This is a genomic window from Streptomyces sp. NBC_01481 (assembly GCF_026339995.1).
GTDB lineage: Bacteria > Actinomycetota > Actinomycetes > Streptomycetales > Streptomycetaceae > Streptomyces.
On sequence record NZ_JAPEPT010000008.1, the window covers coordinates 103,561 to 129,315 of the forward strand.

Sequence of the window (25,755 nt, forward strand, 5' to 3'; positions counted from 1 at the left end):
GGCCTAGCTCGTGTCGTCAAAGTCCCGTCTGCCCGGCGACGCCTAGGCACGCACTCCCCCGTAGCCCTACGGGCACGGGAGGTGCCCCCATGCTGCGTTGCGGCAGTCGCCGACGCTCCGCGTGGGCTCTCCCCCTGCCTTCGGCGGGGGGACCCCCATCCTCCGGCCTGCGATCGCACGTACCAGACGCCGCCGGGCCCGCCCTTCGGGTGGACGACGCTACTTCGACGACACTCCCCAGGCATCTCCACTCCCCGGTTGCGTCGACAGCTTGATGTGAGGCTTTTCCCATGTTCGATCCAGTCATAGCGCCGAGCGGCACGCTGCTCGGCCTGCTGCAGAGGGGCCGCGGTGACGGCACGCTGCACGCGCTGGCAGCGCCGCGCGCCGAAGCGCTCGCCGCACTCAACCACTGCGTACTGAACGACCCCCGCCACGACTGGCAGGTCGAGAACCGCTCCCTGTACTACGCGCGCCTCTACCTGGATCTCCACGGCAGTCTCGAGGAGATCGAGCGCCACCTGTGCGACACCGACGACCACCTCGACACCGACGAGGCCAGGACGGGCCTCGCGCTCGCTGTGCTCGGGCATCTCGCCTCGTACGGAAGGGGCGACGCCCTTTCACTGTTGCGGCGCTACGCCGCGAACGGCGCCAACTGGGCCTGGGCGCTCGACGAGCTCGCCCTGCGCGACAACGACTCCGGCCTGCGGGCGCTGGCCACCTCCGTACTGGCCCGTTTCCCGGCCACCCCGGAGGGCGACGCCGAACTGGCCGTAGCCGTACGCGACGCCTTCGAACCGCGGCCGTGGCGGCTGTGGGCCGAGGACCGGCGTGAGGCGATCGCCGCCCGCGTGCGCGCCGCCCAGGAGGCGGGCTCCTTCGACCGCTGGCAGCGCCAGATGCGGCCCAGCGGGCCCCGCCCCGGCTGGAGCGTCCAGGCGGTCTTCGACTGGGCCGACCAGGGCCTGGAGCGCGGCAGCGCCCTCCACGTGCCCGCAGCCCGCTGTCTGTCCGCCGTCGCAGGACCCGAGGACCGGCCCGCCATCGTCGAAGCCGCACGCGCGGGATCCGACGGCGCGCGCTGCGCCGCGCTGCACTATCTCGCCGAGTCACGCGACACCGTCGTGCTCGACCTCATCGAGGCCGCCGTGTCCGGCGGCTCCCACACCGTCGCCGAGGCAGCGGTCTCCGCGTTCGAGCGAATGTGCGGCGACGAAGCCGTCGACCGGGCGCGCGGCTGGGTCCACCGGCCCGACGCGCTGGGCGCATCGGCGGCGGGCGTGCTCGCCTGCAGGGGTACGGCGGGCGACGCCCCGCTGGTGCTCGGCGCGCTGCGCGAGACCGTACGGGCCGACGGGCCCGACGCCATCCTGCTGTGGACCCTCGTCGACGGAGCCGGACGGCTCGGCATCGCCTGCGCGGCACCCGTACTGCGCCATGTCTACCGCGAGACCACGTCCTCGCAGCTGCGCGGCCGCGCAGCCCGCGCGCTCGCCGCGACCGACCCCTCCTTCCCCACCGGATTCGCAGTCGAATGCCTGTGGGACTGCGAGGAGACCACCCGAGAAGTAGCGGCACTGCACGCCGAGACCGGCGATGTGCGCGTGGCCGAGCGTTTGCGCCGCCTGGCCGCGGATCCCGCCGAAGAAGCAGAGGTGCAAACCGCCGTACGCAGCAGAATTGGCCCGGACATGCCCGCGGTGTGACATTCCGGGCGCGGAACGGCGTCGGCCACAAACGCTCATGGGACGTTTCCCGAGCGGAAAGATCCACGTTGGGTCAGCCACCCCGGGTGCGACGACAACACGGGTATGCGAGTCGTCATCGTCACCGAATCCTTTCCGCCAGACGTCAATGGTGTGGCGCACTGCGCCCTGCAGACCGCCCGGCACCTCGCCGCGCGCGGTCATGACCCGCTCGTCATAGCCCCGGCAGTCGCCGGGGCCGACGACTCCGACCGAACCGCACCCTGCCCCGTGGTGCGCGTCCCCTCCCTGCCCCTGCCCGGATATCCCCAAGTACGGGTGGCCCTCCCCAGCCGCCGCGTCGCGGCGACCATCGCTGCCCACCGGGCCGACCTCGTCCACCTGGCCAGCCCGTTCGTCCTCGGCGTGCGGGGCATGGCGGCGGCGGCACGGCTCGGCCTGCCGGCCGTCGCCGTCTACCAGACCGACCTCGCCGGATACGCGCGCACCTATGTGGGCGCCGGCGAGGGCGCCGCGTGGCGGCGCATCCGTACGGTCCACAGCGCCGCGGACCGCACGCTCGCCCCCTCCAGCGCCGCCCTGCGCGATCTGGAGGAGCACGGTGTCGAACGGGTGCGGCTGTGGCCGCGCGGCGTGGACACCGCACGTTTTCGGCCGGAACTGCGGGACGGGGAACTCCGTCGCGAACTCGCGCCGAACGGCGAGCTGATCGTCGGCTACGTCGGCCGCCTCGCCCCCGAGAAGCACGTGGAGCTGCTCGCCGGGGCCTGCGCCATGCCCGGCGTACGCGTCGTGGTGGTCGGCGACGGGCCGAGCGAGACCACCCTGCGCGGGGCGCTGCCCGGGGCCGTCTTCCTCGGCCGAAGGACGGGCGACGACCTCGCCCGGATCTTCGCCTCGCTGGACGTCTTCGCCCACACCGGTCCGTACGAGACCTTCTGCCAGACCGTGCAGGAGGCCATGGCCAGCGGTGTTCCGGTCATCGCCCCCGCCGCGGGCGGGCCGCTCGACCTCGTCGACCACGGGCGTACGGGCATGCTGGTCGAGCCGAGGGACGTGGACGCGGTGTCCACGGCCGTCGCCACGCTGGCGGCCGACCCTGGGCTCAGGGCCGCCTACGGGCTGGCGGGACGGGCCGCCGTCGAGGGCAGGACCTGGGCCGTGATCGGGGATCTGCTCCTCGACCACTACGCCGAGGTGCTCGGAGCACGCACGGCGGTGGCGGCATGAGCGCCCTGCGGATCGTACGGCTCGCGAACTTCGTCACCCCCGCCTCCGGCGGGCTGCGTACCGCGCTGCGCGAGCTCGGCAAGGGCTACGCCGCCGCGGGCCACGAGCCCGTGCTGATCGTGCCCGGTGACGTGGAGAGCGACCGGATGACGCCACAAGGGCGCGTCGTCACCCTGCCGGGGCCCGAGCTGCCCGGCACCGGCGGATACCGAGTGCTGGCCGCCCGGCGGCGGCTGCGGGACGTCCTGGAGCTCCTGGAGCCCGACCGGATCGAGGTCTCCGACCGCACCACCCTGCGCTGGACGGGCGAGTGGGCGCGGCGCCACCGCATCCCCTCGGTGATGGTCTCCCACGAGACGGCCGACGGCGTGCTGCGCACCTGGGGTCTTTCCGAGTCCGTCGCCGCCCGGACCGCGGACCGGCTCAACCGCCGCACCGCCTGGGCGTATTCGCGGATCGTGTGCACCACGGAATGGGCCGAGCGGGAGTTCATCCGCATCGGGGCGCGCAATGTCGTACGAGCGCCCCTCGGCGTCGACCTGCGCCGCTGCCGGCCGGGGCGGCGCAGCACGGTGTTGCGCGCCAAGCACGCCGCAGGCGCCGAGGTGCTGCTGCTGCTCTGCTCCCGGCTGTCGGTGGAGAAGCGCCCGGGCATGGCTCTGGACGCGCTCGCCGAGCTCCGGGAGCGGGGCGTACGTGCCTCCCTCGTCGTCGCGGGCGACGGTCCGCTGCGGGCCGCGCTGATCCGCAGGGCACGCGCCGAGCGGCTGCCTGCCCAGTTCCTCGGCTATGTGGGCGACCGCGAGGCGGTGGCCGATCTGCAGGCGGCGGCGGACATCTGCCTGGCGCCGGGGCCGGCCGAGACCTTCGGTCTCTCGGCACTCGAAGCGCTCGCCTGCGGCACCCCTGTCGTCGCGAGCGCCTCGTCCGCGCTGCCGGAGGTGATCGGGGACGCGGGAGCCGCCGCGCTCGACACGCCGACGGACTTCGCGGACGCGCTGCAGAAGTTGCTGGCCCGTCCCGAGGGCGAACGCCGCGAGGCGGCCAGGGCCCGGGCCGAACTCTTCGACTGGCAGCGGTCGGTGGACGCGTTCCTCGCCGCGCACGACGCTCCCCGGCTGCGCGAGCGGGCACACGGAGAGGGAGTGGCGGCATGACGTCCGCACCCGCGACCGCGCTCGCGGACGAGTCGGAGTCGCAGGGCGGGGCTTCCGGCGCCCACGACGTCCCGGCAGTCGTGCTGGCCACCGGCAGCACGCTGCACGCACCGCGCTCTCCGGAGGCCGGCATCGTGCGCCTGGGCGGCCACGGCGGCGTACTGGAGCGGGGCCTCGCCCAGCCCGTCGAGGAGCACGGCATCGCCGAGGTCACCGAATGTGGCGGCACCGACCACACCACAGGTGTCGGCGCGGCCGGGCTCGCTCCCGTACCCACGACGAGGCCTCTGCGCTTCGTCGCGCTCGGGGACTCCCTCACCGAAGGTGTGGGGGACCGGGTCGCGGACGGGTGGCGCGGGTGGGCCGCCCTGCTCGCCGACGGGCTCGGCTGCCTCCAGGAGCCCGCGGAGTTCCGCAAGCTCGCCGTAAGTGGCGCCCTCACCCGGGACGTCGCCGAACGGCAGACCCCTGAGGCACTGGCGTTCGCACCGGACATCGCGTCCGTGCTCGTCGGGGTCAACGACACCCTGCGCCGCACCTTCGACATCGAGGACATGGCCAGGCAGCTCGACTCCGTGTGCGCCCGGCTCACCGCGCGCGGCACCGTGCTGCTGACCGCCTGCCTGCCCGACCCCGGCAGCATGCTCGGGCTGCCTTTGCCGCTCGCCCGCCCCCTCGCGAGACGTCAGCGGGCGGTCAACACGGTCGTCCACGCCCTGTCCGACCGATACGGCGCCATCCATCTTCATGCCGCGGAGGCGTCCTGGGTCGCCGACCGGACCATGTGGAGCGCCGACCGGCTGCATCCGGGCGAGCGCGGGCACCGGATGATCGCGCGGCGTTTCCACGAGCTGCTGACCGAGCGCGGGCTCGCCCACGGGACCGCGCCCGGCAGCGACCCCGAGCAGGCCCCGCCGAGCCGTGCCGCGGCCGCCCTGTGGCTCGCCACGGCCGGGACCGCTTGGGTGGCGCGCCGCTGCACCGATCTGCTGCCGCAGCTGATGCGGCTGGCGGGTGCGGAGGCACGCCACTGGGCCCGCGGCACCAGCGAACGCCTGGACCGCAGCGCCGAGCACGCGCTGTCGGCGGCGCTGGCTGCCGTGTCCCTGGACGTTCCCCTTGCCAGAATGGGGGAATGAGCGGGCTCTGGGAATTCTGGATCGACCGTGGCGGCACCTTCACCGACATCGTGGGCAGACGACCCGACGGACGGCTGGTGTCCCGGAAGCTGCTCTCGCACAACCCCGAGCGCTACCGGGACGCGGCCGTCGCCGGGATCCGGCTGCTCCTGGGTGTGGGCCCGGACGACCCCGTTCCCGCCGACCGGGTCGCCAGTGTCAAGATGGGCACCACCGTTGCCACCAACGCCCTTCTGGAACGGCGCGGCGAGCCGACCGTCCTGGTCATCACCGAAGGCTTCAGGGACGCGCTGCGCATCGCGTACCAGAACCGCCCCCGCCTCTTCGACCGCCGGATCGTGCTGCCCGAGGCGGTGTACGAGCGCGTCATCGAGGTCCCCGAACGCGTCGACGCGCGCGGCGAGACCGTGCGGCCCCTCGATCTCGACACTGTCACCGAGCAGTTGAAGGCCGCCCACGCCGACGGCATCCACAGCGCCGCGGTCGTCCTCATGCACGGCTACCGCCATCCCGACCACGAGAAGCGCGTCGCCGAAGCCGCCCGCGCGCTCGGCTTCACCCAGGTCAGCTGCTCCCACGAGGTCAGCCCGCTGATCAAACTCGTACCGCGCGGCGACACCACGGTCGTCGACGCCTATCTCTCGCCCATCCTGCGGCGGTACGTGGACGAGGTCGCCGCCGAACTCGACGGCATCCGGCTGATGTTCATGCAGTCCAACGGCGGGCTGCGCGAAGCCGCCCACTTCCGCGGCAAGGACGCCGTGCTCTCCGGCCCTGCGGGCGGCGTCGTCGGTATGGCCCGTACCGCCGAACAGGCGGGATTCGGCCGGGTCATCGGCTTCGACATGGGCGGCACATCCACCGATGTGTCGCACTACGCGGGCGAGTTCGAGCGCGAACTCGGAACCCAGGTCGCCGGTGTACGGATGCGCGCACCCATGATGAACATCCACACAGTCGCCGCCGGCGGCGGCTCCGTCCTGCACTTCGACGGCCGCCGCTACCGCGTGGGCCCCGACTCAGCGGGCGCCGTGCCCGGACCGGCCTGCTACCGCCGCGGCGGTCCGCTCACCGTCACCGACGCCAATGTGATGCTCGGCCGGATCCAGCCCGACCACTTCCCCTCGGTCTTCGGGCCCGGGGGCGATGAGCCCCTGGACGCCGCCACCGTGGGCGAGCGCTTCGCCGTGCTTGCCGACGACGTGCACAAGGCGAGCGGCACCCGGCGCACACCCGAGGAGGTCGCGGCCGGATTCCTGGAGATCGCCGTCCTCAACATGGCCAACGCGGTCAAGAAGATCTCCGTACAACGCGGCCACGACATCACCCGCTACGCGCTGACCTCCTTCGGCGGCGCCGGCGGCCAGCACGCCTGCGCCGTCGCCGACGCACTCGGCGTCAACACCGTGATCGTGCCACCGCTGGCCGGGGTGCTCTCGGCCTACGGCATCGGCCTGGCCGACGCCACCGCCATGCGCGAGCAGTCCGTGGAGGCGGAGCTGGACGAGGCCGCCCTCGGGCGCGTACGCACCCTTTGCGACGAACTCGCCGCGCGCACCCGCGCCGAACTGCGTGCCGACGCCGTCCCCGACGCCGCGATCACCACGCACGCGCGCGTGCTGCTCCGTTACGCCGGAACGGACGCCGCCCTGCCCGTGCCGCTGGACACCGTCGCCGCGATGAAGCAGGCCTTCGAAACAATCCACCGTTCGCGCTACGCGTTCACCATGGACAAGCCGCTCGTCGCGGAAGCCGTCTCCGTCGAGGCCGTGGGCACGGCCGGGGAGCACGGCGCGTACGTCGTCGAAGAGATCGCGGGCGAGGGGGAGTTCGCCCCGCGCGCGGTGGTCGGCATGTTCGTGGACGGCGAGCGGCGCAGGACGCCCTTGTACCACCGAGTCCATCTGCGTCCCGGAGATTCGGTCGAAGGACCGGCGATCATCGCCGAGGCCGACGCCACGACCGTCGTCGACCCCGGCTGGCGCGCGGCCGCGGACGAGCGCGGGCACCTGCTGCTGACGCGCGTGCGCCCCCGCCCGGGCAGGGTGGCCGTGGGCACCGACGTCGACCCGGTGCTCCTGGAGGTCTTCAACAACCTCTTCATGGCGATCGCCGAGCAGATGGGCGTCCGTCTGGAGAACACCGCCCACTCCGTCAACATCAAGGAACGGCTCGACTTCTCCTGCGCGCTCTTCGACAACACCGGCAATCTGATCGCCAACGCACCCCATATCCCCGTCCATCTCGGCTCGATGGGCGAGTCGATCAAGGAGGTGCTGCGTCGCAACGAGGGCGCGATGAAGCCGGGCGATGTGTACGCGATCAACGACCCGTACCACGGCGGCACGCATCTGCCCGATGTGACAGTCGTGACGCCCGTGTTCGAGGGGGACGAGCTGCGCTTTCTGGTGGCCTCGCGCGGCCACCACGCCGAGATCGGCGGCATCACCCCCGGCTCCATGCCCGCCTTCAGCCGCACCGTGGAGGAGGAGGGCGTGCTCTTCGACAACTGGCTGCTCGTGCGCGACGGACGGCTGCGCGAGGCCGAGACCCGGGAACTGCTGACCACGGCCCGCTACCCGTCGCGCGCCCCCGACACCAACCTCGCCGACCTGCGGGCCCAGATCGCCGCGAACGAGAAGGGCATCGTTGAACTGCGCCGGATGGTCGACCAGTTCGGGCTCGATGTCGTCCATGCCTATATGCGCCACGTGCGGGACAACGCCGCGGAGTCGGTGCGCCGCATCGTCGCCGGGCTGAACGACGGCGCGTACCGCTACGAGACCGACAGCGGGGCGGTCATCCAGGTGGCCCTCACCGTGGACCGCAAGGCGCGCTCGGCCGTCATCGACTTCACCGGCACCTCGCCGCAGCAGCCGGGAAACTTCAACGCACCCAAGTCCGTGGTCATGGCGGCGGTTCTGTATGTGTTCCGGACGCTGGTCGCCGACGACATCCCGCTCAACAGCGGCTGTCTGGAGCCACTGGAGGTCCGCGTGCCCGACGGCTCGATGCTCGCGCCGTCCCACCCGGCCGCCACGGTCGCGGGCAATGTGGAGACCTCGCAGGCCGTCACCGGCGCGCTGTACGCGGCGCTCGGCGTCCAGGCCGAGGGCTCGGGCACCATGAACAACCTGACCTTCGGCAACGACCGCGTGCAGTACTACGAGACGGTGGCCAGCGGCTCGGGCGCGGGAGAGGGCTTCGACGGCGCGGATGCCGTCCAGACCCATATGACCAACTCGCGCCTGACCGACCCCGAAGTGCTGGAGTGGCGCTACCCGGTGCGCGTGGACGCCTTCGCCGTACGGGAGGGCAGCGGCGGGCGCGGACACTGGAACGGCGGACGCGGCGTGGTCCGCAGGATCCGCTTCCTGGACCCGATGACGGTGGCTCTGCTCACCGGGCACCGCCGCGTCCCGCCGTACGGCATGGCGGGCGGCGGGCCGGGCGCGCTCGGCAAGAACCTGGTGGAGCGGGCCGACGGCAGCGTGACGCAGCTCCAAGGCGTCGATTCCGTGGATGTCGGCCCCGGGGACGTGCTGGTGATGAACACCCCGGGCGGCGGGGGATTCGGCACGCCCGAACCGTAGTCAGCGAACCGGGACGAAGCGGATGGGTATCCCCGGTGCGGCCTGGGCCGCCGCCGCGAGATCCCGCTCGTCGACGACCGCGATCACCGGATAGCCGCCGGTGGTCGGGTGATCGGCGAGAAAGACCACCGGGCAGCCGTCCGGCGGCACCTGAACGGCCCCAAGGACCATGCCCTCGCTGGGAAGTTCGCCGTTCGACGCGCGCTCCAGGGAGGGGCCCTCGGTGCGCAGACCTATGCGGTTGCTCGCGGACGAGACCCGGTAGGCGCTACGGGACAGCGTGGTCGGCGCCGCATCGGTGAACCAGTCATGGCGTGGCCCGAACCGTACCCGCAGCACCAGCTCGGCGGGCGGGGCCGGATGCGGGACGGCGTCCACGCGCGCGTGCCCCGCGGGCGCGCCGCCCAGGGGGAGCACGGCTCCGTCCGCGAGCGGCGCGGGACCGAGCCCCGAGAGGAGGTCCGTGGACCGGCTGCCCAGCACAGGCTCCACGGCCACACCGCCGCCGAAGGCGACGTAGCTGCGGACGCCGAAGACCGCGGGCCCGATGTCCAGCAGTGCTCCCGCGGGCACCCGCACCGGCGATCCCCACGCCACCGGCCGCCCGTCCACGGACACGGGACTGGGCGCCCCCGCCACAGCGACTGTCACCGCGCAACGCGGACGCACGGCACAGCCGTTGAGGGTGGTCTCCAGGACGGCGGCCTCCGGCGGGTTGCCCACGAGCCGGTTGACCAGCCGGGCGGCCGGCGGGTCCAGCGCTCCCGAGCGCGGTACCCCGAGATGGGCATGCCCCGGCCGCCCCAGATCCTGCACGGTGGTCAGCGCCCCGGCCCGTACGACGGCGAAGGCCCGGTCGGTCATCGGCGCTCCGGAACGAAACGCACCCGGGTCCCCGGCGACAGCAGTGCGGCGGGCTCCCGCGCCGGGTCCCACAGCACCGCGTCCGTCGTCCCGATCAGCTGCCAGCCGCCGGGTGACGAGCGCGGATACACCCCGGTGTACGGGCCCGCCAGCGCCAGCGCCCCTGCCGGGACCGAAGTGCGCGGGGTGGCCCTGCGCGGCACCGCGTACTGCTGCGGCAGCCCGGTCAGATAGCCGAAGCCGGGCGCGAACCCGCAGAAGGCGACGCGGAATTCGGCCGCCGAATGGATCCGTACGACCTCCTCCGCCGTCACCTGCCACAGTGCCGCGACATCCGCCAGATCGGGCCCGTCGTAGCGGACGGGTACCTCGATGGCGTCCTGCACGCTCGCGTGGAGCGCCGGAATCTCCCACTCCATGAGCTCACGTGCGAAGTGCCCGGGCCTGTCGAGTCCGTCGAGCAGCACCGTACGGGCGGCGGGCACGATCTCCCGGATCGGCGGCAGTGCACCCGAGGCGCGGCGGCGCAGCAGTTCGGCATGGAGCGCCCCCGCCTCGTCGCCGTCGGCCAGCTCGACGAGCAACGCCCGGTCACCGACCGGCATGGTCCTCATACGAAGGCATCCACACGGACTCCCACGGTCTCCAGTTGCCGCCGCACCAGACGGGCAAGCGTGACCGCCCCCTCGGTGTCGCCGTGCAGACAGAGCGAGCGGGCCCGCACCGGGACCGACTGTCCGCAGCGCGAGGTGAGCACCCCGAACCGCGCCATGCTGACGGACCGTTCGACGACGGCTGCCGGATCGCTGAGCACCGCGCCGTCCTGTCCGCGCGGCACGAGCGTGCCCTCCGCGGTGTAGGCGCGGTCCGCGAACGCCTCGGTGACGGCGGGCAGTCCGGCCTTCTCCGCCATGGTGTGCAGCTTCGACCCCGGCAGCCCGAGCAGCGGCAGCCGCTCACCGGACAGCAGTACGCCGTCGACGACGGCGGCCGCCTGCTCCTCGTCGTGGACGACCCGGTTGTAGAGAGCGCCGTGCGGTTTGACGTACGAGACACGGGACCCGGCCGCCCGGGCGAAGATCTCCAACGCCCCTATCTGATAGGCGATCTCGGCGGACAGTTCGTCCGGCGGGACGTCCATGGAGCGCCGTCCGAACCCGGCCAGATCCCGGTAGGAGACCTGGGCGCCGATCCGCACCCCGCGCTCCGCCGCCAGTTGGCAGACGCGCCGCATGGTGGACGCGTCCCCGGCGTGGAAGCCACAGGCGACGTTGGCGCTGGTGACGACCGACAGCAGCTGTTCGTCGTCGGTCAGCCGCCAGCGGCCGAAGCCCTCGCCCAGGTCGGCGTTGAGATCGATGGACGCCCAGGTCATGTGCTCCCCATTCCTGTCTCTCGTCAGGCCACGCGGTACTGCTCGTCGCGGACGTCGGTGATGAACATCCGCCCCGGCGCGTGTGTGATCGCGAACGGCGGTCGCGAAGCCGTCACCGCGGCCTGCGGTGTGACCCCGCAGGCCCAGAACACCGGGATGTCGCCAGGCTCCAGGTCCACCGGATCGCCGAAGTCGGGGCGGCCGAGATCCTCGATGCCGAGCCCGGCCGGCTCACCGCTGTGCACCGGGCCGCCGTGCACCGCGGGCATCAAGGCGCTCTCCCGTATCGCCGTGGCGAGTTGCTCGGGCGGCACGGGGCGCATCGACACCACCATGGGCCCGTGCAGCCGCCCCGCGGGGCGGCAGAGCCGGTCGGTCACATACATCGGGACATTGCGGCCCTGCTCGATATGGCGCATCGCAACCCCGGACTCGGCCAGCACCCACTCGAAGGTGAAGCTGCAACCGATGAGGAACGACACCAGATCGCCCCGCCAGTGCGCCACCACGTCCGCGGGCTCGTCGACGAGTTCGCCGTGCTCCCACACGCGGTAGCGCGGCAGATCGGTCCGCAGATCCGCACCCGGCGCAAGGGGTGTCGAGAAGGAACCGGCGTCGGTGACGTCCAGCACCGGACAGGGCTTCGGGTTGCGCTGACAGAACAGCAGCATGTCGTACGCCCAGTCGGCGGGGACCGAGATCAGATTCGCCTGCGCGCGGCCGGGAACCATGCCCGCGGTTGGGCGGCTGACCCCGGACCGGAACCGCGCGCGAGCCTCGGCCGCACTCAGGCCCTCGACACTCGGGTCCTGGACCGTGGTCACAGCAGCTCCTTCCCGCGGGTCTCGGGCAGCCCGAGCAGCGCCAGCACGGCGATCCCGTAGCCGACGGCGCCGAGGACCAGGGCGCCGCCCACGCCCCAGCTGTCGGACAGGTAGCCCACCAGGGTGGGCAGGAACGCGCCCACGCCGCGGCCGCAGTTGTACGTGAACCCCTGGCCGGTGCCGCGTACGGCCGTCGGATACAGCTCGCTCAGGAAGGAACCGAAACCGCTGAAGATCGCGGACATGCAGAACCCGAGCGGGAAGCCGAGCACCAGCAACAGGCCGTTCGCCCCGGACGGGATGTTCGTATAGGCGAGGATCCCGATGGCGGAGAGCACGGCGAAGAGGACGATGTTCTTCTTCCGGCCGATCCGGTCGGTGAGATAACCGCCGGTCAGATAGCCGATGAACGCGCCGGATATCAGGAAGGCCAGATAGCCGCCGGTGCCGACGACGGTGAGTCCCCGCTCGGTCTTCAGATACGTCGGCACCCAGGTGGCCAGCGTGTAGTAGCCACCCTGGACGCCCGTGGACAGCAGCGTCGCGAAGAGCGTGATGCGCAGCAGGTCCTTCCTGAAGATTGCCAGGAAGGAGCCGCGTTCGGTGCTGGCGGCACGCCGCGCGGCAGCCTCGGGGGCGTCGCTGACACTCCGCCGTACGTAGATCACCAGAAGGGCGGGCAGCGCACCGGTCCAGAACATCACGCGCCAGGCGGTGTCGGCGTCGAGGAACTGGAAGACCAGGGTGTAGACGATGACGGCGAGCGCCCAGCCCGCCGCCCACGCGCTCTGGACGGCGCCGAGCGTACGGCCACGGTGCTTGGCGCTCGCGTACTCCGCGACCAGGATCGCGCCCACGGCCCACTCGCCGCCGAAGCCGAGTCCCTGCAGTGCCCGGAAGACCAGCAGTGTCTCGTAGTTGGGGGCAAATCCGCACAGAACGGTGAATACCGCATAGGTGATCACCGTGAGCATCAGCGCCTTCACCCGGCCCACGCGGTCGGCGAGCACGCCGGCCAGGGCGCCTCCCACCGCGGAGACGACCAGGGTGACAGTGGTGAGAAGTCCGGTCTGTCCGTTGTCGAGACCGAAGTACGCCGCGATCGCCACCATGCTCAGCGGCAGCGTGAAGTAGTCGTAGGAGTCGAGGGCGTACCCGCCGAACGCGCCGCCGAAGGCGCGGCGGCCGCGGGGGCCGAGAGCCTTCAGCCATGCGAACGCGCCGGTGTCCTCGGGGAGTTCGCCCTGCTTCGGCTGTGTCCGGATCGTGCTCATCTGCACCTCGCAGAGGGGGAGGAGGGTGCTGTCGAGACTGTGCGGTGAAGCCACGGTAGGGGATTGTTGAACGATCCGACAAGAGTCATGTCGGGTGGTTCTTGCTTCTACGATGGACTTCGCACGTCGGCGGGAGCGGCCGGCGAGGAGAGAGGGCGTTGTGGGGACGACGGAGCCCGGGATCGGCGGACTGGCGGACGACCGCCCGCTGTTGGGCCGCACCAGCACGGCGGAGAGGGTCGCGGACATCCTGCGCACCCGCATCGCGGAGGGCTATTTCCCGCCGGGAGAGCGCCTTTCGGAGGAGAGCATCGGCAAGGCGCTCGGCGTCTCGCGCAACACACTTCGCGAGGCTTTCCGGCTGCTGACCCATGAGCGGCTGCTCGTCCACGAGCTGAACCGGGGGGTATTCGTCCGCATGCTGGCCGTGCAGGACGTCGTGGACATCTACCGCACCCGGCAACTGGTCGAATGCGCCGTCGTCCACGGGCTCGGAGAGCCGCCGTACGCGCTGGACGAGCTCGAAACGGCCGTGGCGGGCGGTGAACGCTCGGAGCGCGAGCGCGACTGGAAGGGTGTCTCGACCGCCAACATCCACTTCCACCGCGAACTCGTCGCGCTCGCCGGAAGCGCGCGCACCGACGAGCTGATGCGCAGTGTGCTGGCCGAGCTGCGGCTCGCCTTCCACGTGGTGGACAACCCGCGGCGGCTTCACCAGCCCTATCTCGTACGCAACCGGGCGATCCTCGAAGCGCTCCGGGCGGGCGACCGGTCGGCGGCCGAGCGACTGCTGGCCGACTACCTCGACGACTCGCGGACGCAGATGGTGGAGACGTACGCGCAACTCGTCGCCGACGAGGACGGCGACGATGACGAGGACATGGACCGGCACGCGGACGGAGCGTAGCCGGACGGTCGCTTCTGCGCCGTTTCGACCGTTGTCAGTGCGAGGACCTAATCTGTTCAGCGTGACTTCGCCTGTCTCGACTGCCTCGACGGAATTCGTTCCGCCCCAGCTCAGCGCGGGGCCGCGGCCCGCGCAGGGTCCGGCCGCCGACGAAGGGCTGGCGCGGCGGCTTCGCGCGCTCGCGTGCACCGCGCCGCTGCACGACCTCGACACCCGCAAGGCGAATCTTGCGGGGGAGTACACGGTGTACGCGATGGCGGAGGTCGCCCTCGCGGCCATCGACCTCGTCACGCTCAACATGGACTTCGACACCGGCGCCGACAACGACCAGATAGTGGCCAGACTCCTGCCGCGCGTCGCGGCCCAGGCCCCGCGTCGCCCGGCCGCCGAACACGAGCGGGTCGCCCGCTGGGTGCTGGAGAACCTGATCAATGTGGGCAGCGTGGACCGCGGCTTCCGCGCGGTGTATGGCACCTTCGGACCCGACGGCGTCTACACCCGCCGTGACTACGACTTCAAGCTCATCGAGGAAGTGCCGGGATACGGCGGCAGCGTCTATCTCCGTACGACCGACGAAGCGGTCAACGTCCTGGTCGGCGCGCTCGACACGGATGTCACCAGCGCGCAGATCGCCGCCGAGGTGAAGCTGGAGGTCCTGATCAGCCGGGGCAGGCTCGCCGACGCCCAGCTCGCGGCCGAGCAGGCCAGATACCGGACCGTGCAGTACGCCGAGACGCTGCGCAGGACCCTGGAGGCCACCCGGCGCAATGTGCGCGCCGTCGACTGGCTCAGCGCCGTGCCCGACATGATCGCTGAGGCGCTCGACCATGTCGCCGACCGTTACCGCCACGAGAACGCGATCCTGACGAACATCCGCAAGGCGCGCGACGAGGCCGAGGACCCCGAGCACAAGCGCCGCGCCGCCGAGCTCGTCGACATAGTCAAGGACTGCATCCGCCGCCACACCCAGCTGCAGTCCCGGCTCCTGGAGGCGGGCCCGCTGTTCCGCGCCGAACAGGACCGCCAGGCCTTCGCCCGCCCCACCGCGCGGACCGGACTCGATCTGTACGGACAGCTTCTCGCCCCGCTGCTGCCGCTCCCCGTCGAGGCGGCGATCCGTGTCACTGACGCGTTCTTCGCGCGTGGGACAGGGCTGCGCACGCCGTCGTCCGTACGGGTCGGCGATCTGGTCGACATGCTGCTCACGCCGCCGGCGGAGCGCGAACACCTGGGCGCGGAGATGCCCGAGCCCGACCTGATCGCCACGCCCGACGACAGCCGCTTCAGCGAGGAGCAGCTGGCGAGCGCGATGGAACTGCTCGACCTGGAACACGACGCGCCGCGCCGCCTCTCCGGCCTGCTCGCGGAGGCGCGCCTCCGCGACCCCGAACTGCCGTACCTGGTGGCTCTGCTGGCCATCCACGCCGCAAGCCCCCCGGTCGGCACGGCCTACCGCCAGGGCGAGGAACGGCTTCTGTTCGCCGTCGACGACGGCACCGAACTGGACGACCCCGAATTCGGCGGCGCGGACCTGATCGTGGGCACGGCCCTGCTGGACGCGGCGGGCATGGCGGCGGCGCGTACGGAGGCGGCGTGAGCGCGCTGACCGGGGCTGAGGTTCAGCCCGTCCGGCGTTTGAGGACATGCGGCCGAAGGTCGCATATGGGGTCTGGGGCGCAGCCCCGGTTCGGGAAGGGGCGGGTAGGGGAACAGCGCCGCAGGCAACCCGAACCGCACACCAGCATTCCGCAGCAAGGAGCACCCTCCAGTGAGTGACGACCACGCACCGACCACCGCGTGGAACGACCGCGACCGCGGTCCGACCGGCTCGGCCGAGACCGCCGCATCGCCCGCACCGGCCACCGCCACGGCCGCCGTCACTCCCGCAGACGCCGCCGACGCCGCCCGCCTCGTCTCCTTCGGGCTGCAGCCCAAACTGCTGCCCGCCCGCGACGCCGAGTACGCCGAACTCCTGCGCCGCTACCGCGAAGACCCCGCCTTCGCCCGGCTCGCCGACGCCGTCGCCACCGGCCTCGGCCTCGTCGTCCTCGAAGTCTCCCCGCGCGCGGGGATGGCGGTGGCTGCCGGTGAGGACTCCGTCTTCGCCGTCCGCATGGGCGACTACGCGCGCCGCGCCTCCGCCGACTCCGCGGACCGCTTCCTGCACGGCCTGGCCCATCTCGCCGTCGCCGCCATGGCGTTCCCCCGCCCCGAGGACCTCGCCGACGACGCCTACATCGGCCGCTTGACGGTCAACGGCGTCGATGCCTTCGTACGCCAGGCCTGCCGCCGGCTGGAGGAGCGTGCCGACGCACAGGGCGAGAACACCGACCCGGCCACCGACGCACCCGGCCTGGAGGCGGCCTGGCGGATCTACGCACGGCGCAGCGCCACCGGCGCCACCAAGGACGCCCGCCGCCTCGCCGGATCCACCACCGGCCTCGTCGGCAAGGCAGTCGCGTTCCTCACCGACTCCGGCTTCCTCCAGCGGACCGGCGACGACGCCGGAGGCGCGTACCGCACCACCGCCCGCTACCAGTTGCAGGTGCGCGACATGGCCGGCAGCGCGGCCATGGCCGAACTGCTCGAACTCGGCGTCGTACCTGTCGGCGACGGCAGCGCCACGCTTCTGCCGCCGCCCGACGCGGACGACCTGGAGCTGGCCGCCGACGCCGGCCTGCCCTTCCACGCCTGATCCCCCACCTGCCACTTACGAGAGTCCGCCGCCATGTACGAGCTGTCCCGGGTACGCCTCTACTCCATCGGGCCCGCAGGTGCGCGCTATGCCGACACCGTGCTGGACCTGCGCGGAGTGGGCGAGCCCGTGCCCCATCCCGCCCCCGCACAGGCGGATTTCTTCGAGGAGGAGCCGGTCGGCCCGCCGCGCCGCCCCGCCCCCGCGGGTGTGCTCTTCCTGGAGAACGGCGGCGGCAAGTCCGTACTGCTCAAGCTGATCTTCTCGGTGATGCTGCCCGGCCACCGCAACACCCTCGGCGGCGCCAGCTCCGGCGTGCTGCGCAAGTTCCTCCTCGCTGACGACTGCGGACATGTCGCCCTGGAGTGGCAGCACACGCTCACCGGCGAGCTCGTCGTGGTCGGCAAGGTCAGCGAGTGGCGCGGCCGTCAGGTCTCCAACGACCCGCGGAAGTTCGCGGAAGCCTGGTATTCCTTCCGCCCGGGCCCTGGACTCAGCCTCGACTCGCTGCCCGTCGCCGAGTCCACCGCCGTCCGCCGGCCGGTCGAGGGCGCGTCGGGCGCGCAGGGCCGCCGCCGCACGATGAAGGGCTTCAGGGACGCCATCACCGAGGCGGGCAAGGCGTATCCGCACCTCGACGTCTACTGGGAGGAGATCCACGACCGCTGGAACGAGCACCTGGGCGATGTGGGACTCGACCCCGAACTGTTCCGCTACCAGCGGGAGATGAACGCCGACGAGGGCGAGGCGGCCGGTCTCTTCGCCGTCAAGAAGGACTCCGACTTCACCGATCTGCTGCTGCGGGCCGTTAGCGACACACGCGACACGGACGGACTCGCCGACCTGGTCAGCAGTTTCGGCAACAAGCTCGGCCGCCGCGCCGAACTGACCGCGGAACGCGACTTCACCGCCGGTTCGGCCGATCTGCTCGGCCGGATCGTCGAGGCGGCCGAGGCGAGGACCAGGGCGCGGGACATCCACGCGGGCGCCGAGCGCCGTACGCGCACGCTCGCCCGCCGGCTCTCCGCGCGCGCGGCAGGGGAACGGGGGCGTACGGCGGAGCTCGCCCAGCAGGTCACCTCCGCCGCCCACACCGTCACCGAGGCCGAACAGGCGCGCAGCCGCAGTTCGCTGATCGCCGCCGAACTGGCCTACCGGCACGCCTCGCTGGCGCTGACCGTCGCCGAGAAGAGCGCCGCGGCCCAGCGCCGTGAACTGACCGACGCGCGCACCCTGCACGCCGCCTGGCAGGCGGCGGAGGCCGTACTGCGCCACCGCGCCGCCTCCGACCGTTCCGCACGCGTCGCCGTGGCCATCCGCGAGGCGGAACGGGACGCGGCCCCGGCACTCGCCGCCCGCGCGAGGGCCGCTGCCGACCTCGTCCGCGCGCTGCACTCCGCCGCGGAGGACGGTGAGCGACTGGCCAACGAGCAGGAGGAGCGTTCCGCCGCGCTCCAGGAGGCGGGCGAATCCGCCCACCGCGATGCGACGGCCGCAGCCACCGAGGCGCAGCGCGCCCGCAGCGAGATCGGCCATCTGCGGCAGCGGCTGAGCGAGGTCGAGCAGGAGACCGCCGAGGCGGTACGGGCGGGCTGGCTCGACGACACCGCACCCGACGCCGACCCGGCGCGCGCCGCGCTCGCGGCCAGCGACGCGGAGAAGACGGCGGTCGCGGCATGGGACGCGGCACGGGAGGCCGGTCGTACGACGGCGGACCGTGCGAGGGAGGCAGCCGCGGCCGAGTCCCGTGCCGAACTCGCGGCGGCCCGCGCCTCGGACGCGGCGCTGGCGGCGGACAGCGCCTACGAGGCGGAGCGCCGGGCCGCGGAGTCGATCGCCCAGGACGAACGTCTTGCGGAGCTGCTGAGCCTGCCGCCGACGGTGCACGCGGCGGTGCCTTCACCGCGGCGTGGCACCGGCGTGGACGCGGCGTCGGGGCCCGTCCCGGCGGACGGCGCCGCCGAGGACCCGTCGCGCCACGCGGCCGACCCGGCACGCGGAGGCCACGGCCACGACGGCCGCCCCGCCACACCCCTGCGTGCCACCGAAGGGCCTCTCACCGCCGAGGAGTTGGACGGCTACGCCGACGAGCTGCGCGAGCTGCTCGACCAGTACGTCGCCTCAGCCGAGCGGCAGCTCTTCGATCTGCGTACCGCCGCGGCCGACGACGCCCGCATCCTGGGCGCACTCGGTGACGGCGGGCTGCTGCCGCCGGGGCCCGACGTCCTCGCGACCGTCGAGTACCTCGGCGAACACGGCGTCCCCGCCCTTCCCGGCTGGCGCTATCTCGCGCAGGCCGTCGACCCGGCCGACCACGCAGCGGTCCTAGCCGCTCGGCCCGAGCTGGTCGACGGCGTGGTGATCACCGACCCTGCCTCGCACGCTCGCGCACGCGAAGTCCTCACCGGGGCGGCACTGTTGCCCCGCTCCGCCGTCGCGGTCGGAACGGCAGCCGCACTGCTCGCACCCGTGCCCGGTCCCGGCACCGGTGTCAGCGGCGACGGGGACGTGTTCCTCGTACCGCCGAACCCGGCCATGCACGACGAGCACGCGGCCGACGAGGAGCGCCAGGCGTTGCGGGCCCGGGCGACCGCGCGGGACGAGGAGATCCGTGTGCTCGCGGCGCGGCTCGCCGGGGACCGTTCGATTGCCGCCCGGCTCGGCTCGTGGCGTGCGGACTGCCCACCCGGCATGCTCGCCGAGCTCGCGCAGGGTGCGCAGAGCGCCCGCGAGGCCGCCGAGGAGGCGCGGGAGGCGCTGGCCGAGGCCCGTACCGCACGCGCCGAGGCGGACGAGGCGGCCGCCGACGCCGCCGGCGTGCGCGACCAGCGCCAGGAGGCCGCCCAGCGCGCCCGCCGTGCCGCCGACGCACTCGCGGGCCTGGCCTTCCGGCTGCGTGAGCGCGCGGGCTGGCAGGTGAAACTGCGCGAACTGGCCGACGACGCGGCCGAGTCCGAGGCCCGGGCCACGACTTGCCTGGAGCGAGCCAAGGCCGCCGACGAGGACCGCCGCGCCGCCCAGCGCGCGGGAGACGACGCACGCCGCACCGCCCGCGCGCTTCGCGCCGAGCGAGCCGAGATCGCCGGGGCTCCCGAGAATCTGCCGGAGCCCGACGAGGACAGCCCGCGCGCCGCGCTGCCCACCCTGCGCGAGGCCTACCGCGCGGCCTCCCAGCTGTACGAGAAGGTGGGCGTCGGCGCCGACCTGCGCGCCGAGCAGGCCCGCGCGGAGAGCGACGAGAGCGCCGCCCTGGCCGAGCTCGACCGGCTCACCAACAAGGTCCGCACCCGCGCCGCCCAGCTTCTTGAGGGCACGGACGGCGCCGACGGTCCCTCCCGCCAGGCGGCGGCCGCCCGCGCCGAGTCGCTGGTACAGATGCTGGAGTCGCGCGCCTCGGAAGCCAGCGAGAAGCTGGGCCGGCTGCGCGGCGAGGCCGAGCGGCTGGCCCCCGCCGACGGCGAGTCGCACACCGGACTCCCGGACGATCTGGTCCCGGTCGACGCCGAGCAGGCCCAAGCCCTGCTGCGTACCGCGACGGGCGAACTCGCAGCGCGCACCGACGCGCTGGAGACGGCCCGGGCCGCGCACGCCGCCCTGCTCCAGGCCCACCGGGCAGCCGAGGACGCGGCAGGCGGCTTCGACGAGACCGCCGCGCTCCTGCGGGACCTGCTGCGGGAGCAGCACGACGAGGAGCCGCCGGACGCGCCCGAGCCGTACCCGGGCAGCCTGGAGGAGGCCCGCCACTCCGCCGCGGAAGCCCGGCGCTCACTGCGCGGCTGCGCCACCGACCTGTCCGCCGCCGAGGCGGCCGTGCGGGAAGCGAGCGACATTCTCGTACGGCACGCCAACTCCACACGGTACGAGCAGGTACGCACTCCCGCACGCCAGCAGATCCGGGAACTGCCCGCCGCCGCGCTGCCCGAGCACGCCGCCAAGTGGGCGGAGGCGTTCGCGCCCCGGCTGCGCGTACTGACCGACGAACTGGAGCAGTTGGAGCGCAACCGCGACACCATCGTCGACCGGCTGCGCGGTCTGGTGGACTCCGCACTGACGACCCTCCGCTCGGCACAGCGGCTCTCCCGGCTTCCCGAGGGGCTGGGCGAGTGGTCAGGACAGGAGTTCCTCCGGATCCGCTTCGAGGAGCCGGACCAGGCGACACTCGCCGAGCGGCTCGGCGAAGTCATCGACGAGGCGACCCGTGCGGCGGTGAAGAAGAACTCGGCGGCGGCCTACGGAGAGGGCCGGCGGGACGGAATGTCCCTGCTGCTGCGCGGCGTTCAGGCGGCACTCCAGCCCAAGGGCATCGCCGTAGAGATCCTCAAGCCGGATGCGGTGCTGCGCGCCGAGCGGGTCCCGGTGGGGCAGATGGGCGACGTCTTCTCCGGCGGCCAGCTGCTCACCGCGGCCATCGCGCTCTACTGCACGATGGCCGCGCTGCGCAGCAACGACCGCGGCAGGGACAAGCACCGGCATGCCGGCACGCTCTTCCTGGACAATCCCATCGGCCGCGCCAATGCGACGTATCTGCTGGAACTTCAGCGGGCGGTATCCGATGCGCTGGGCGTCCAATTGCTCTATACGACAGGGCTCTTCGACACGACGGCTCTCGCCGAATTCCCGCTGGTCATCCGGCTGCGCAATGACGCGGATCTGCGCGCGGGCCTGAAGTACATCAGTGTCGAGGAACATCTGCGCCCGGGTCTGCCGCAACAGGACCCCTCGGGCGAGACGGTCCACGGCGAAATCACGGCGACGCGCATGTTCAAGCGCACCCCGGCGCCACCGCAGCCGGCGGCCGCGGACAGGACCTAGCCGTCAGGCCCGTCCGGCTATCGAGGACCGGGGTCTGGCGCTGCGCCCCTGTTGCCGCTGCGCCGCCCGCGCCATCCGGCGTGCGCGGCGGCGCTCACGGCGCAGCTGACGCGCCGTGCTGCTCGGCACCGACACGACCCCGTGGCGCTGGTTCCAGACCTGGCGGGTCACCCACACGTCCAGCACCGCCCAGGTCGCCACCACCGTGCTCCCGACGCCGCTGAGCACCATCGGAAAGGCCAGCCACGACCCGGCCAGCGTGCAGAGAAACGCGATCATTCCCTGAATCAGCGTCAGCGAGGCGATGATGACCGCGCGCACCGCTGCCGTACGGACCGGATCGGCCATGCGCCGCCGCACCGCCGGCTCCTCCACCCAGAGCTGCCGCGGGACATCGGCACAACTCGCCGCCCGAACCCCGCCGCGACGCTCGTCCGTGTCCATGGACCCTGTCACTCCCCACCTCTGTCCGACTTCAGGGTGGCTGCCCGGATTCCGCTGCTTTACTCCGGCCGCCGCATCGTATGCGGACCGGAGCCGAACCGAATGCGATGTGCCCGCGTTACCGGCGAACCCCCGTGCCCCCCGTACAGAATGACGATTGACCAGGCCCGATGATTCCCGTGGAGCGAAGAATTCCAGCCATCTCCCACCGTCCGAAAGATGACGTGCCGCCAGGTGTGGTCCGACACCGTGGGGAATGCCATCTCCCCGAATACCGGGACAACTCATGATCAACACGCCTGCCGTAGGCCGAAAATCGTCCGGACGTGCCTTCGAGTTGTCTGTGTGACAGTAGTAGGCTCGCGCCGTTTGTTGACGGAACACCACCCGCACCGGGCGGGGGGTCGAGCAGGGGGAGGCCATGCGCTTTCGCGGGAAGTCCATCCGCCGGAAGATCGTGGCGTTGTTGCTGGTGCCGCTTGTCTCCCTGACCGCCCTCTGGGGCTTCGCCACCGTACTGACCGGTCGGGAGGCCAGCCAACTCCTGGATGTCACCTCCGTCGTCAAGGAAGTCGGATATCCGGTGGCGGACGCCCTCGGCGACGTCCAGAAAGAGCGCCGCCAGACGCTCATCTACCTTGCGGACCAACGCGCTTCCGACGCCCTGCCCGCCCTGCGCCGCCAGCGCGAGGCCACCGACAAGGCCATCGCCAAGATCACGGCGAACATGAACAAGGCCGGCGTCCGGGACGACATGCGGGCCGACACCCGCGAGGAACTGCGCTCGCTCGTCGAGGGCCTCGACGGACTCAGCGCCCTGCGCCGCTCGGTCGAGACGGGCACCATCTCCCGCAAGCAGGCGCTCGACTTCTACAACCGCATCATCGATCCCGGCTTCAGCTTCCTGACGACGCTCCACGCCCTCAGCGACGTTGAGCTCGAACGCCAGGGCCGCGCTCTCGTCGGCGTGGTCCGCGCCACGGAAATGCTCTCCCGCGAGGACGCCCTGATCGCCTCCGCGCTGACCACGGGCCAGATCACGGCCGAAGAGATCCGCGCGCTCTCCGACTTCATCGCGAACCGCAAGCTGTACTACGAGACCAATCTCGAAGTCCTGCCCGCCGACGAGCGCGAGATCTACGAGCAGTACTGGCGCAGCCCCGAGACGGCACCCCTGCGCGACATCGAAGAGCGCCTGATCTCCGTGGGTGCCACCAAGAAGACTGGCGCCTCCGAAGCCGGGCGCTGGCAGGCCGCGGCCACACCCGTCCTCACCGACCTCGCACGCGAGGCCAAGGAAGCGGGCGTCCGCTACGAGGACCGCGTCGAACCCGCCGCGTACAGCGTCTTCGTCAAGGCGGGCGTCGCCGGTGTACTCGGCTTCCTCGCGCTACTCGTCTCCGTCATCGTCTCCGTACGCATCGGCCGTGACCTCGTCCGCGACATCTCCCGCCTCCGTAAGGAGGCCCACGAGGTCTCCGGCGTACGGCTGCCCAGCGTGATGCGCCGGCTCGCCGCCGGTGAGCATGTGGACGTCGAAACCGAGGCACCGCGACTCGAATACGACAAGGACGAGATCGGGCAGGCGGGCCAGGCGCTCAACACCCTTCAGCGGGCCGCCGTCGAGGCCGCCGTCCGGCAGGCCGACATGCGGCGCGGGGTCTCCGAGGTATTCGTCAACCTGGCCCGCCGCAACCAGGTTCTGCTGCACCGCCAGCTCACGCTCCTCGACACCATGGAGCGCCGCACCGAGGACACCGAAGAACTCGCGGACCTGTTCCGCCTGGACCACCTCACCACCCGTATGCGCAGGCACGCCGAGGGCCTGGTGATCCTCTCCGGCGCGGCCCCCTCCCGCCAGTGGCGCAAGCCGATCCAGCTGATGGACGTCGTACGGGCCGCGGTCGCCGAGGTCGAGGACTACGAGCGCATCGAAGTGCGCAGGCTTCCGCGCATCGGCGTCGGCGGCCCCGCGGTCGCCGACCTCACCCACCTGATCGCCGAACTCCTGGAGAACGCCACGGTGTTCTCGCCCCCGCACACCGGGGTCCAGGTGCACGGCGAGCGGGTCGCCAACGGCTTCACCCTCGAAATCCACGACCGTGGTCTCGGCATGGCGCCCGAGGTGCTGCTCGACGCCAACCTGCGGCTCGCGGAGACCCCCGAGTTCGAACTCTCGGACACCGACCGGCTCGGCCTGTTCGTCGTCAGCCGGCTCGCCCAGCGCCAGAACGTCCGGGTCTCGCTGCAGCCCTCGCCGTACGGAGGGACCACCGCGGTCGTCTTCATCCCTGCGGCCCTGCTCACCGAGGCACCCGAGACCCAGGGCACCGGTTTCCGCCTCGACCGCAAGAGCGAGAGCCCGGCCGGACGGCGCGGCAGCGACGGTACATTCTCGGCGCTCGCCAAGGTCCCCACCGGCCTGGGCGGCTCCCCGCTGCTCGACGGGCCCGTCGAACTGGAGGCGCCGGTCGGCTCGTTGGGCTTCGACGACCGCCCGGCCCGCGGCGGTATGGACTCCGTCGCCGACATCGAGGACACCGAGAGCGAGCGCGGCGGGATCTTCCGCGCCCGGGCGGCCCGCGACCGCCGGGGCGCGAGTGCCGACGAGCAGCACCAGCAGGCGCTGGACCAGACGCCCGAGCGCAACTCCGGCCCGGTGCCCCTGCCCCGTCGCAAGCCGCCGACCCTGGTCACCGACCACGGCCGCAGGGTGGACGAGCGGGGCCGCACCCACCCGGCGCCCGCCCGCGAGCCCGGGAGCGCCGCCGCCGAGCCGCCGCTCGCGCCCGCTCCCGAGCCGTGGCAGGTCCCCGAGCCGCGCCAGGGGCCGGGATCCCGCCAGGCTCCCGAGCTGCGTCAGGGTCCAGGGTCCGGCCAGGTTCCCGAGCCGCGCCCGGGACCATGGCCCGCACCCGCCCCGGCCGCACCGGCGCCCGCACCCCGACGTGGTAACGCACCTTCGCCTTCACCGCGATCCACCCCGCAGACCGCTGCCGAAACGGCCCCGCGGCCCGACGGCCTGCCCCGACGCGTCCGCCAGGCCAGTCTCGCCCACCAGCTCAGGGAGTCGGCCGCCGACCGGCAGCCGCCGGTCCCGGTCGCGGGAGGCGACGTCGAGCGGGACGCGGAGCAAGTACGCAGCCGTATGGCTTCCATGCAACGAGGGTGGCAGCGAGGCCGCCGCCACAACGCCGAAGAGGCCGGACACTCCGACCAGGCCACCGGCCCCGGCGAAACCGCACCACGAACGACATCTGAGGGGGACGGTCGATGACCGCACCACATGCCGCAGCAATCAACTCCATGGGCGCCAGGACAGCCACACAGGGGGCCGGCGAGCTCAACTGGCTGCTCGACGAGCTGGTCGACCGCGTCGCCAGCATCCGCAAGGCTCTGGTGCTCTCCAGCGACGGCCTGGCAACCGGCACCTCGCGGGATCTCACCCGCGAGGACAGCGAGCATCTCGCCGCCGTCGCCTCCGGTTTCCACAGTCTGGCCAAGGGAGTCGGCCGCCACTTCGAGGCGGGCCGGGTCCGTCAGACCGTCGTCGAGCTGGACGAGGCGTTCCTCTTCGTCACGGCCGCGGGCGACGGGAGCTGTCTGGCCGTGCTCACCGACGCGGACTCCGACGTCGGCCTGGTGGCGTACGAAATGACGCTCATGGTCAAGCGGGTCGGCGTGCACCTGTCCACCGCACCACGGACCGGTCAGACCGCCGGAGGGTGAGGG

Annotated in this window: 17 protein-coding genes; 11 read left to right on the forward strand and 6 right to left on the reverse strand. The window is 72.4% G+C overall.

Annotation, left to right across the window (positions count from 1 at the left end; all coding sequences use genetic code 11):
• The first annotated feature begins 290 nt into the window (after nt 1-290).
• The 5 genes from OOK40_RS34330 to OOK40_RS34350 all read left to right on the forward strand — a co-directional run bounded on the left by OOK40_RS34330 (nt 291) and on the right by OOK40_RS34350 (nt 8,828).
• Nucleotides 291-1,709, forward strand: a complete 1,419-nt coding sequence (locus OOK40_RS34330; RefSeq protein ID WP_266489513.1) for a HEAT repeat domain-containing protein — start codon at nt 291-293, stop codon at nt 1,707-1,709.
• Nucleotides 1,710-1,814: 105 nt separating this feature from the next.
• On the forward strand, nt 1,815-2,939 hold the full coding sequence (locus tag OOK40_RS34335; protein ID WP_266489515.1) for a glycosyltransferase family 1 protein: 1,125 nt from the start codon (nt 1,815-1,817) through the stop codon (nt 2,937-2,939).
• Nucleotides 2,936-4,096: a glycosyltransferase gene (locus OOK40_RS34340; RefSeq protein ID WP_266489517.1), complete on the forward strand. Its 1,161-nt coding sequence runs from the start codon at nt 2,936-2,938 to the stop codon at nt 4,094-4,096. Before OOK40_RS34335 ends, OOK40_RS34340 begins: the two co-directional genes overlap by 4 nt.
• A complete protein-coding gene (locus OOK40_RS34345; RefSeq protein WP_323136145.1) occupies nt 4,093-5,235 on the forward strand; it encodes an SGNH/GDSL hydrolase family protein in 1,143 nt (380 codons plus the stop codon). The genes OOK40_RS34340 and OOK40_RS34345 overlap by 4 nt, the downstream gene beginning before the upstream one ends.
• Nucleotides 5,232-8,828 (forward strand): hydantoinase B/oxoprolinase family protein, encoded by a 3,597-nt coding sequence (locus OOK40_RS34350; RefSeq protein WP_266489520.1) that lies wholly within the window; start codon nt 5,232-5,234, stop codon nt 8,826-8,828. The genes OOK40_RS34345 and OOK40_RS34350 overlap by 4 nt, the downstream gene beginning before the upstream one ends.
• Here OOK40_RS34350 and OOK40_RS34355 read toward each other — a convergent pair whose 3' ends face one another.
• The 5 genes from OOK40_RS34355 to OOK40_RS34375 are packed head-to-tail and all read right to left on the reverse strand — an operon-like array spanning nt 8,829 to nt 13,165.
• Nucleotides 8,829-9,692 (reverse strand): biotin-dependent carboxyltransferase family protein, encoded by an 864-nt coding sequence (locus tag OOK40_RS34355; RefSeq protein WP_266489521.1) that lies wholly within the window; start codon nt 9,690-9,692, stop codon nt 8,829-8,831.
• Nucleotides 9,689-10,306, reverse strand: coding sequence for a 5-oxoprolinase subunit PxpB (gene pxpB / locus OOK40_RS34360; RefSeq protein WP_266489522.1), 618 nt, complete (start codon nt 10,304-10,306; stop codon nt 9,689-9,691). The genes OOK40_RS34355 and pxpB overlap by 4 nt, the downstream gene beginning before the upstream one ends.
• On the reverse strand, nt 10,303-11,067 hold the full coding sequence (locus tag OOK40_RS34365) for a LamB/YcsF family protein (RefSeq protein WP_266489523.1): 765 nt from the start codon (nt 11,065-11,067) through the stop codon (nt 10,303-10,305). Before OOK40_RS34365 ends, pxpB begins: the two co-directional genes overlap by 4 nt.
• Before the next feature lie 23 nt (nt 11,068-11,090).
• Entirely contained in the window at nt 11,091-11,891 is an 801-nt protein-coding gene (locus OOK40_RS34370; protein WP_266489524.1) for a putative hydro-lyase, read from the reverse strand.
• On the reverse strand, nt 11,888-13,165 hold the full coding sequence (locus OOK40_RS34375; protein ID WP_266489526.1) for an MFS transporter: 1,278 nt from the start codon (nt 13,163-13,165) through the stop codon (nt 11,888-11,890). The genes OOK40_RS34370 and OOK40_RS34375 overlap by 4 nt, the downstream gene beginning before the upstream one ends.
• 160 nt (nt 13,166-13,325) lie before the next feature.
• On the opposite strand from OOK40_RS34375, the gene OOK40_RS34380 reads away from it, so the two are divergent.
• From OOK40_RS34380 to OOK40_RS34395, 4 genes are all read left to right on the forward strand, one after another.
• A complete protein-coding gene (locus OOK40_RS34380; protein ID WP_266489528.1) occupies nt 13,326-14,072 on the forward strand; it encodes a GntR family transcriptional regulator in 747 nt (248 codons plus the stop codon).
• A gap of 61 nt (nt 14,073-14,133) precedes the next feature.
• Nucleotides 14,134-15,669 carry a hypothetical protein gene (locus tag OOK40_RS34385; RefSeq protein WP_266489529.1) on the forward strand — a complete coding sequence of 512 codons (1,536 nt, stop codon included), beginning with the start codon at nt 14,134-14,136 and terminating at the stop codon, nt 15,667-15,669.
• A 171-nt stretch (nt 15,670-15,840) separates the two neighbouring features.
• Nucleotides 15,841-16,767, forward strand: a complete 927-nt coding sequence (locus OOK40_RS34390; protein WP_266489530.1) for a hypothetical protein — start codon at nt 15,841-15,843, stop codon at nt 16,765-16,767.
• Nucleotides 16,768-16,800: 33 nt separating this feature from the next.
• Complete coding sequence (locus OOK40_RS34395) at nt 16,801-21,579, forward strand: hypothetical protein (protein WP_266489532.1); 4,779 nt, start codon at nt 16,801-16,803, stop codon at nt 21,577-21,579.
• A 3-nt stretch (nt 21,580-21,582) separates the two neighbouring features.
• On the opposite strand, the gene OOK40_RS34400 is transcribed toward OOK40_RS34395, so the two are convergent.
• Nucleotides 21,583-22,023 carry a hypothetical protein gene (locus OOK40_RS34400; protein WP_266489533.1) on the reverse strand — a complete coding sequence of 147 codons (441 nt, stop codon included), beginning with the start codon at nt 22,021-22,023 and terminating at the stop codon, nt 21,583-21,585.
• A gap of 421 nt (nt 22,024-22,444) precedes the next feature.
• Between OOK40_RS34400 and OOK40_RS34405 the strand changes: the two genes are divergently transcribed.
• Together OOK40_RS34405 and OOK40_RS34410 are read left to right on the forward strand one after the other, a co-directional pair.
• Nucleotides 22,445-25,300, forward strand: a complete 2,856-nt coding sequence (locus tag OOK40_RS34405; protein ID WP_266489535.1) for a nitrate- and nitrite sensing domain-containing protein — start codon at nt 22,445-22,447, stop codon at nt 25,298-25,300.
• Nucleotides 25,297-25,752, forward strand: a complete 456-nt coding sequence (locus OOK40_RS34410; RefSeq protein ID WP_266489537.1) for a roadblock/LC7 domain-containing protein — start codon at nt 25,297-25,299, stop codon at nt 25,750-25,752. The genes OOK40_RS34405 and OOK40_RS34410 overlap by 4 nt, the downstream gene beginning before the upstream one ends.
• Nucleotides 25,753-25,755 lie beyond the last annotated feature (3 nt).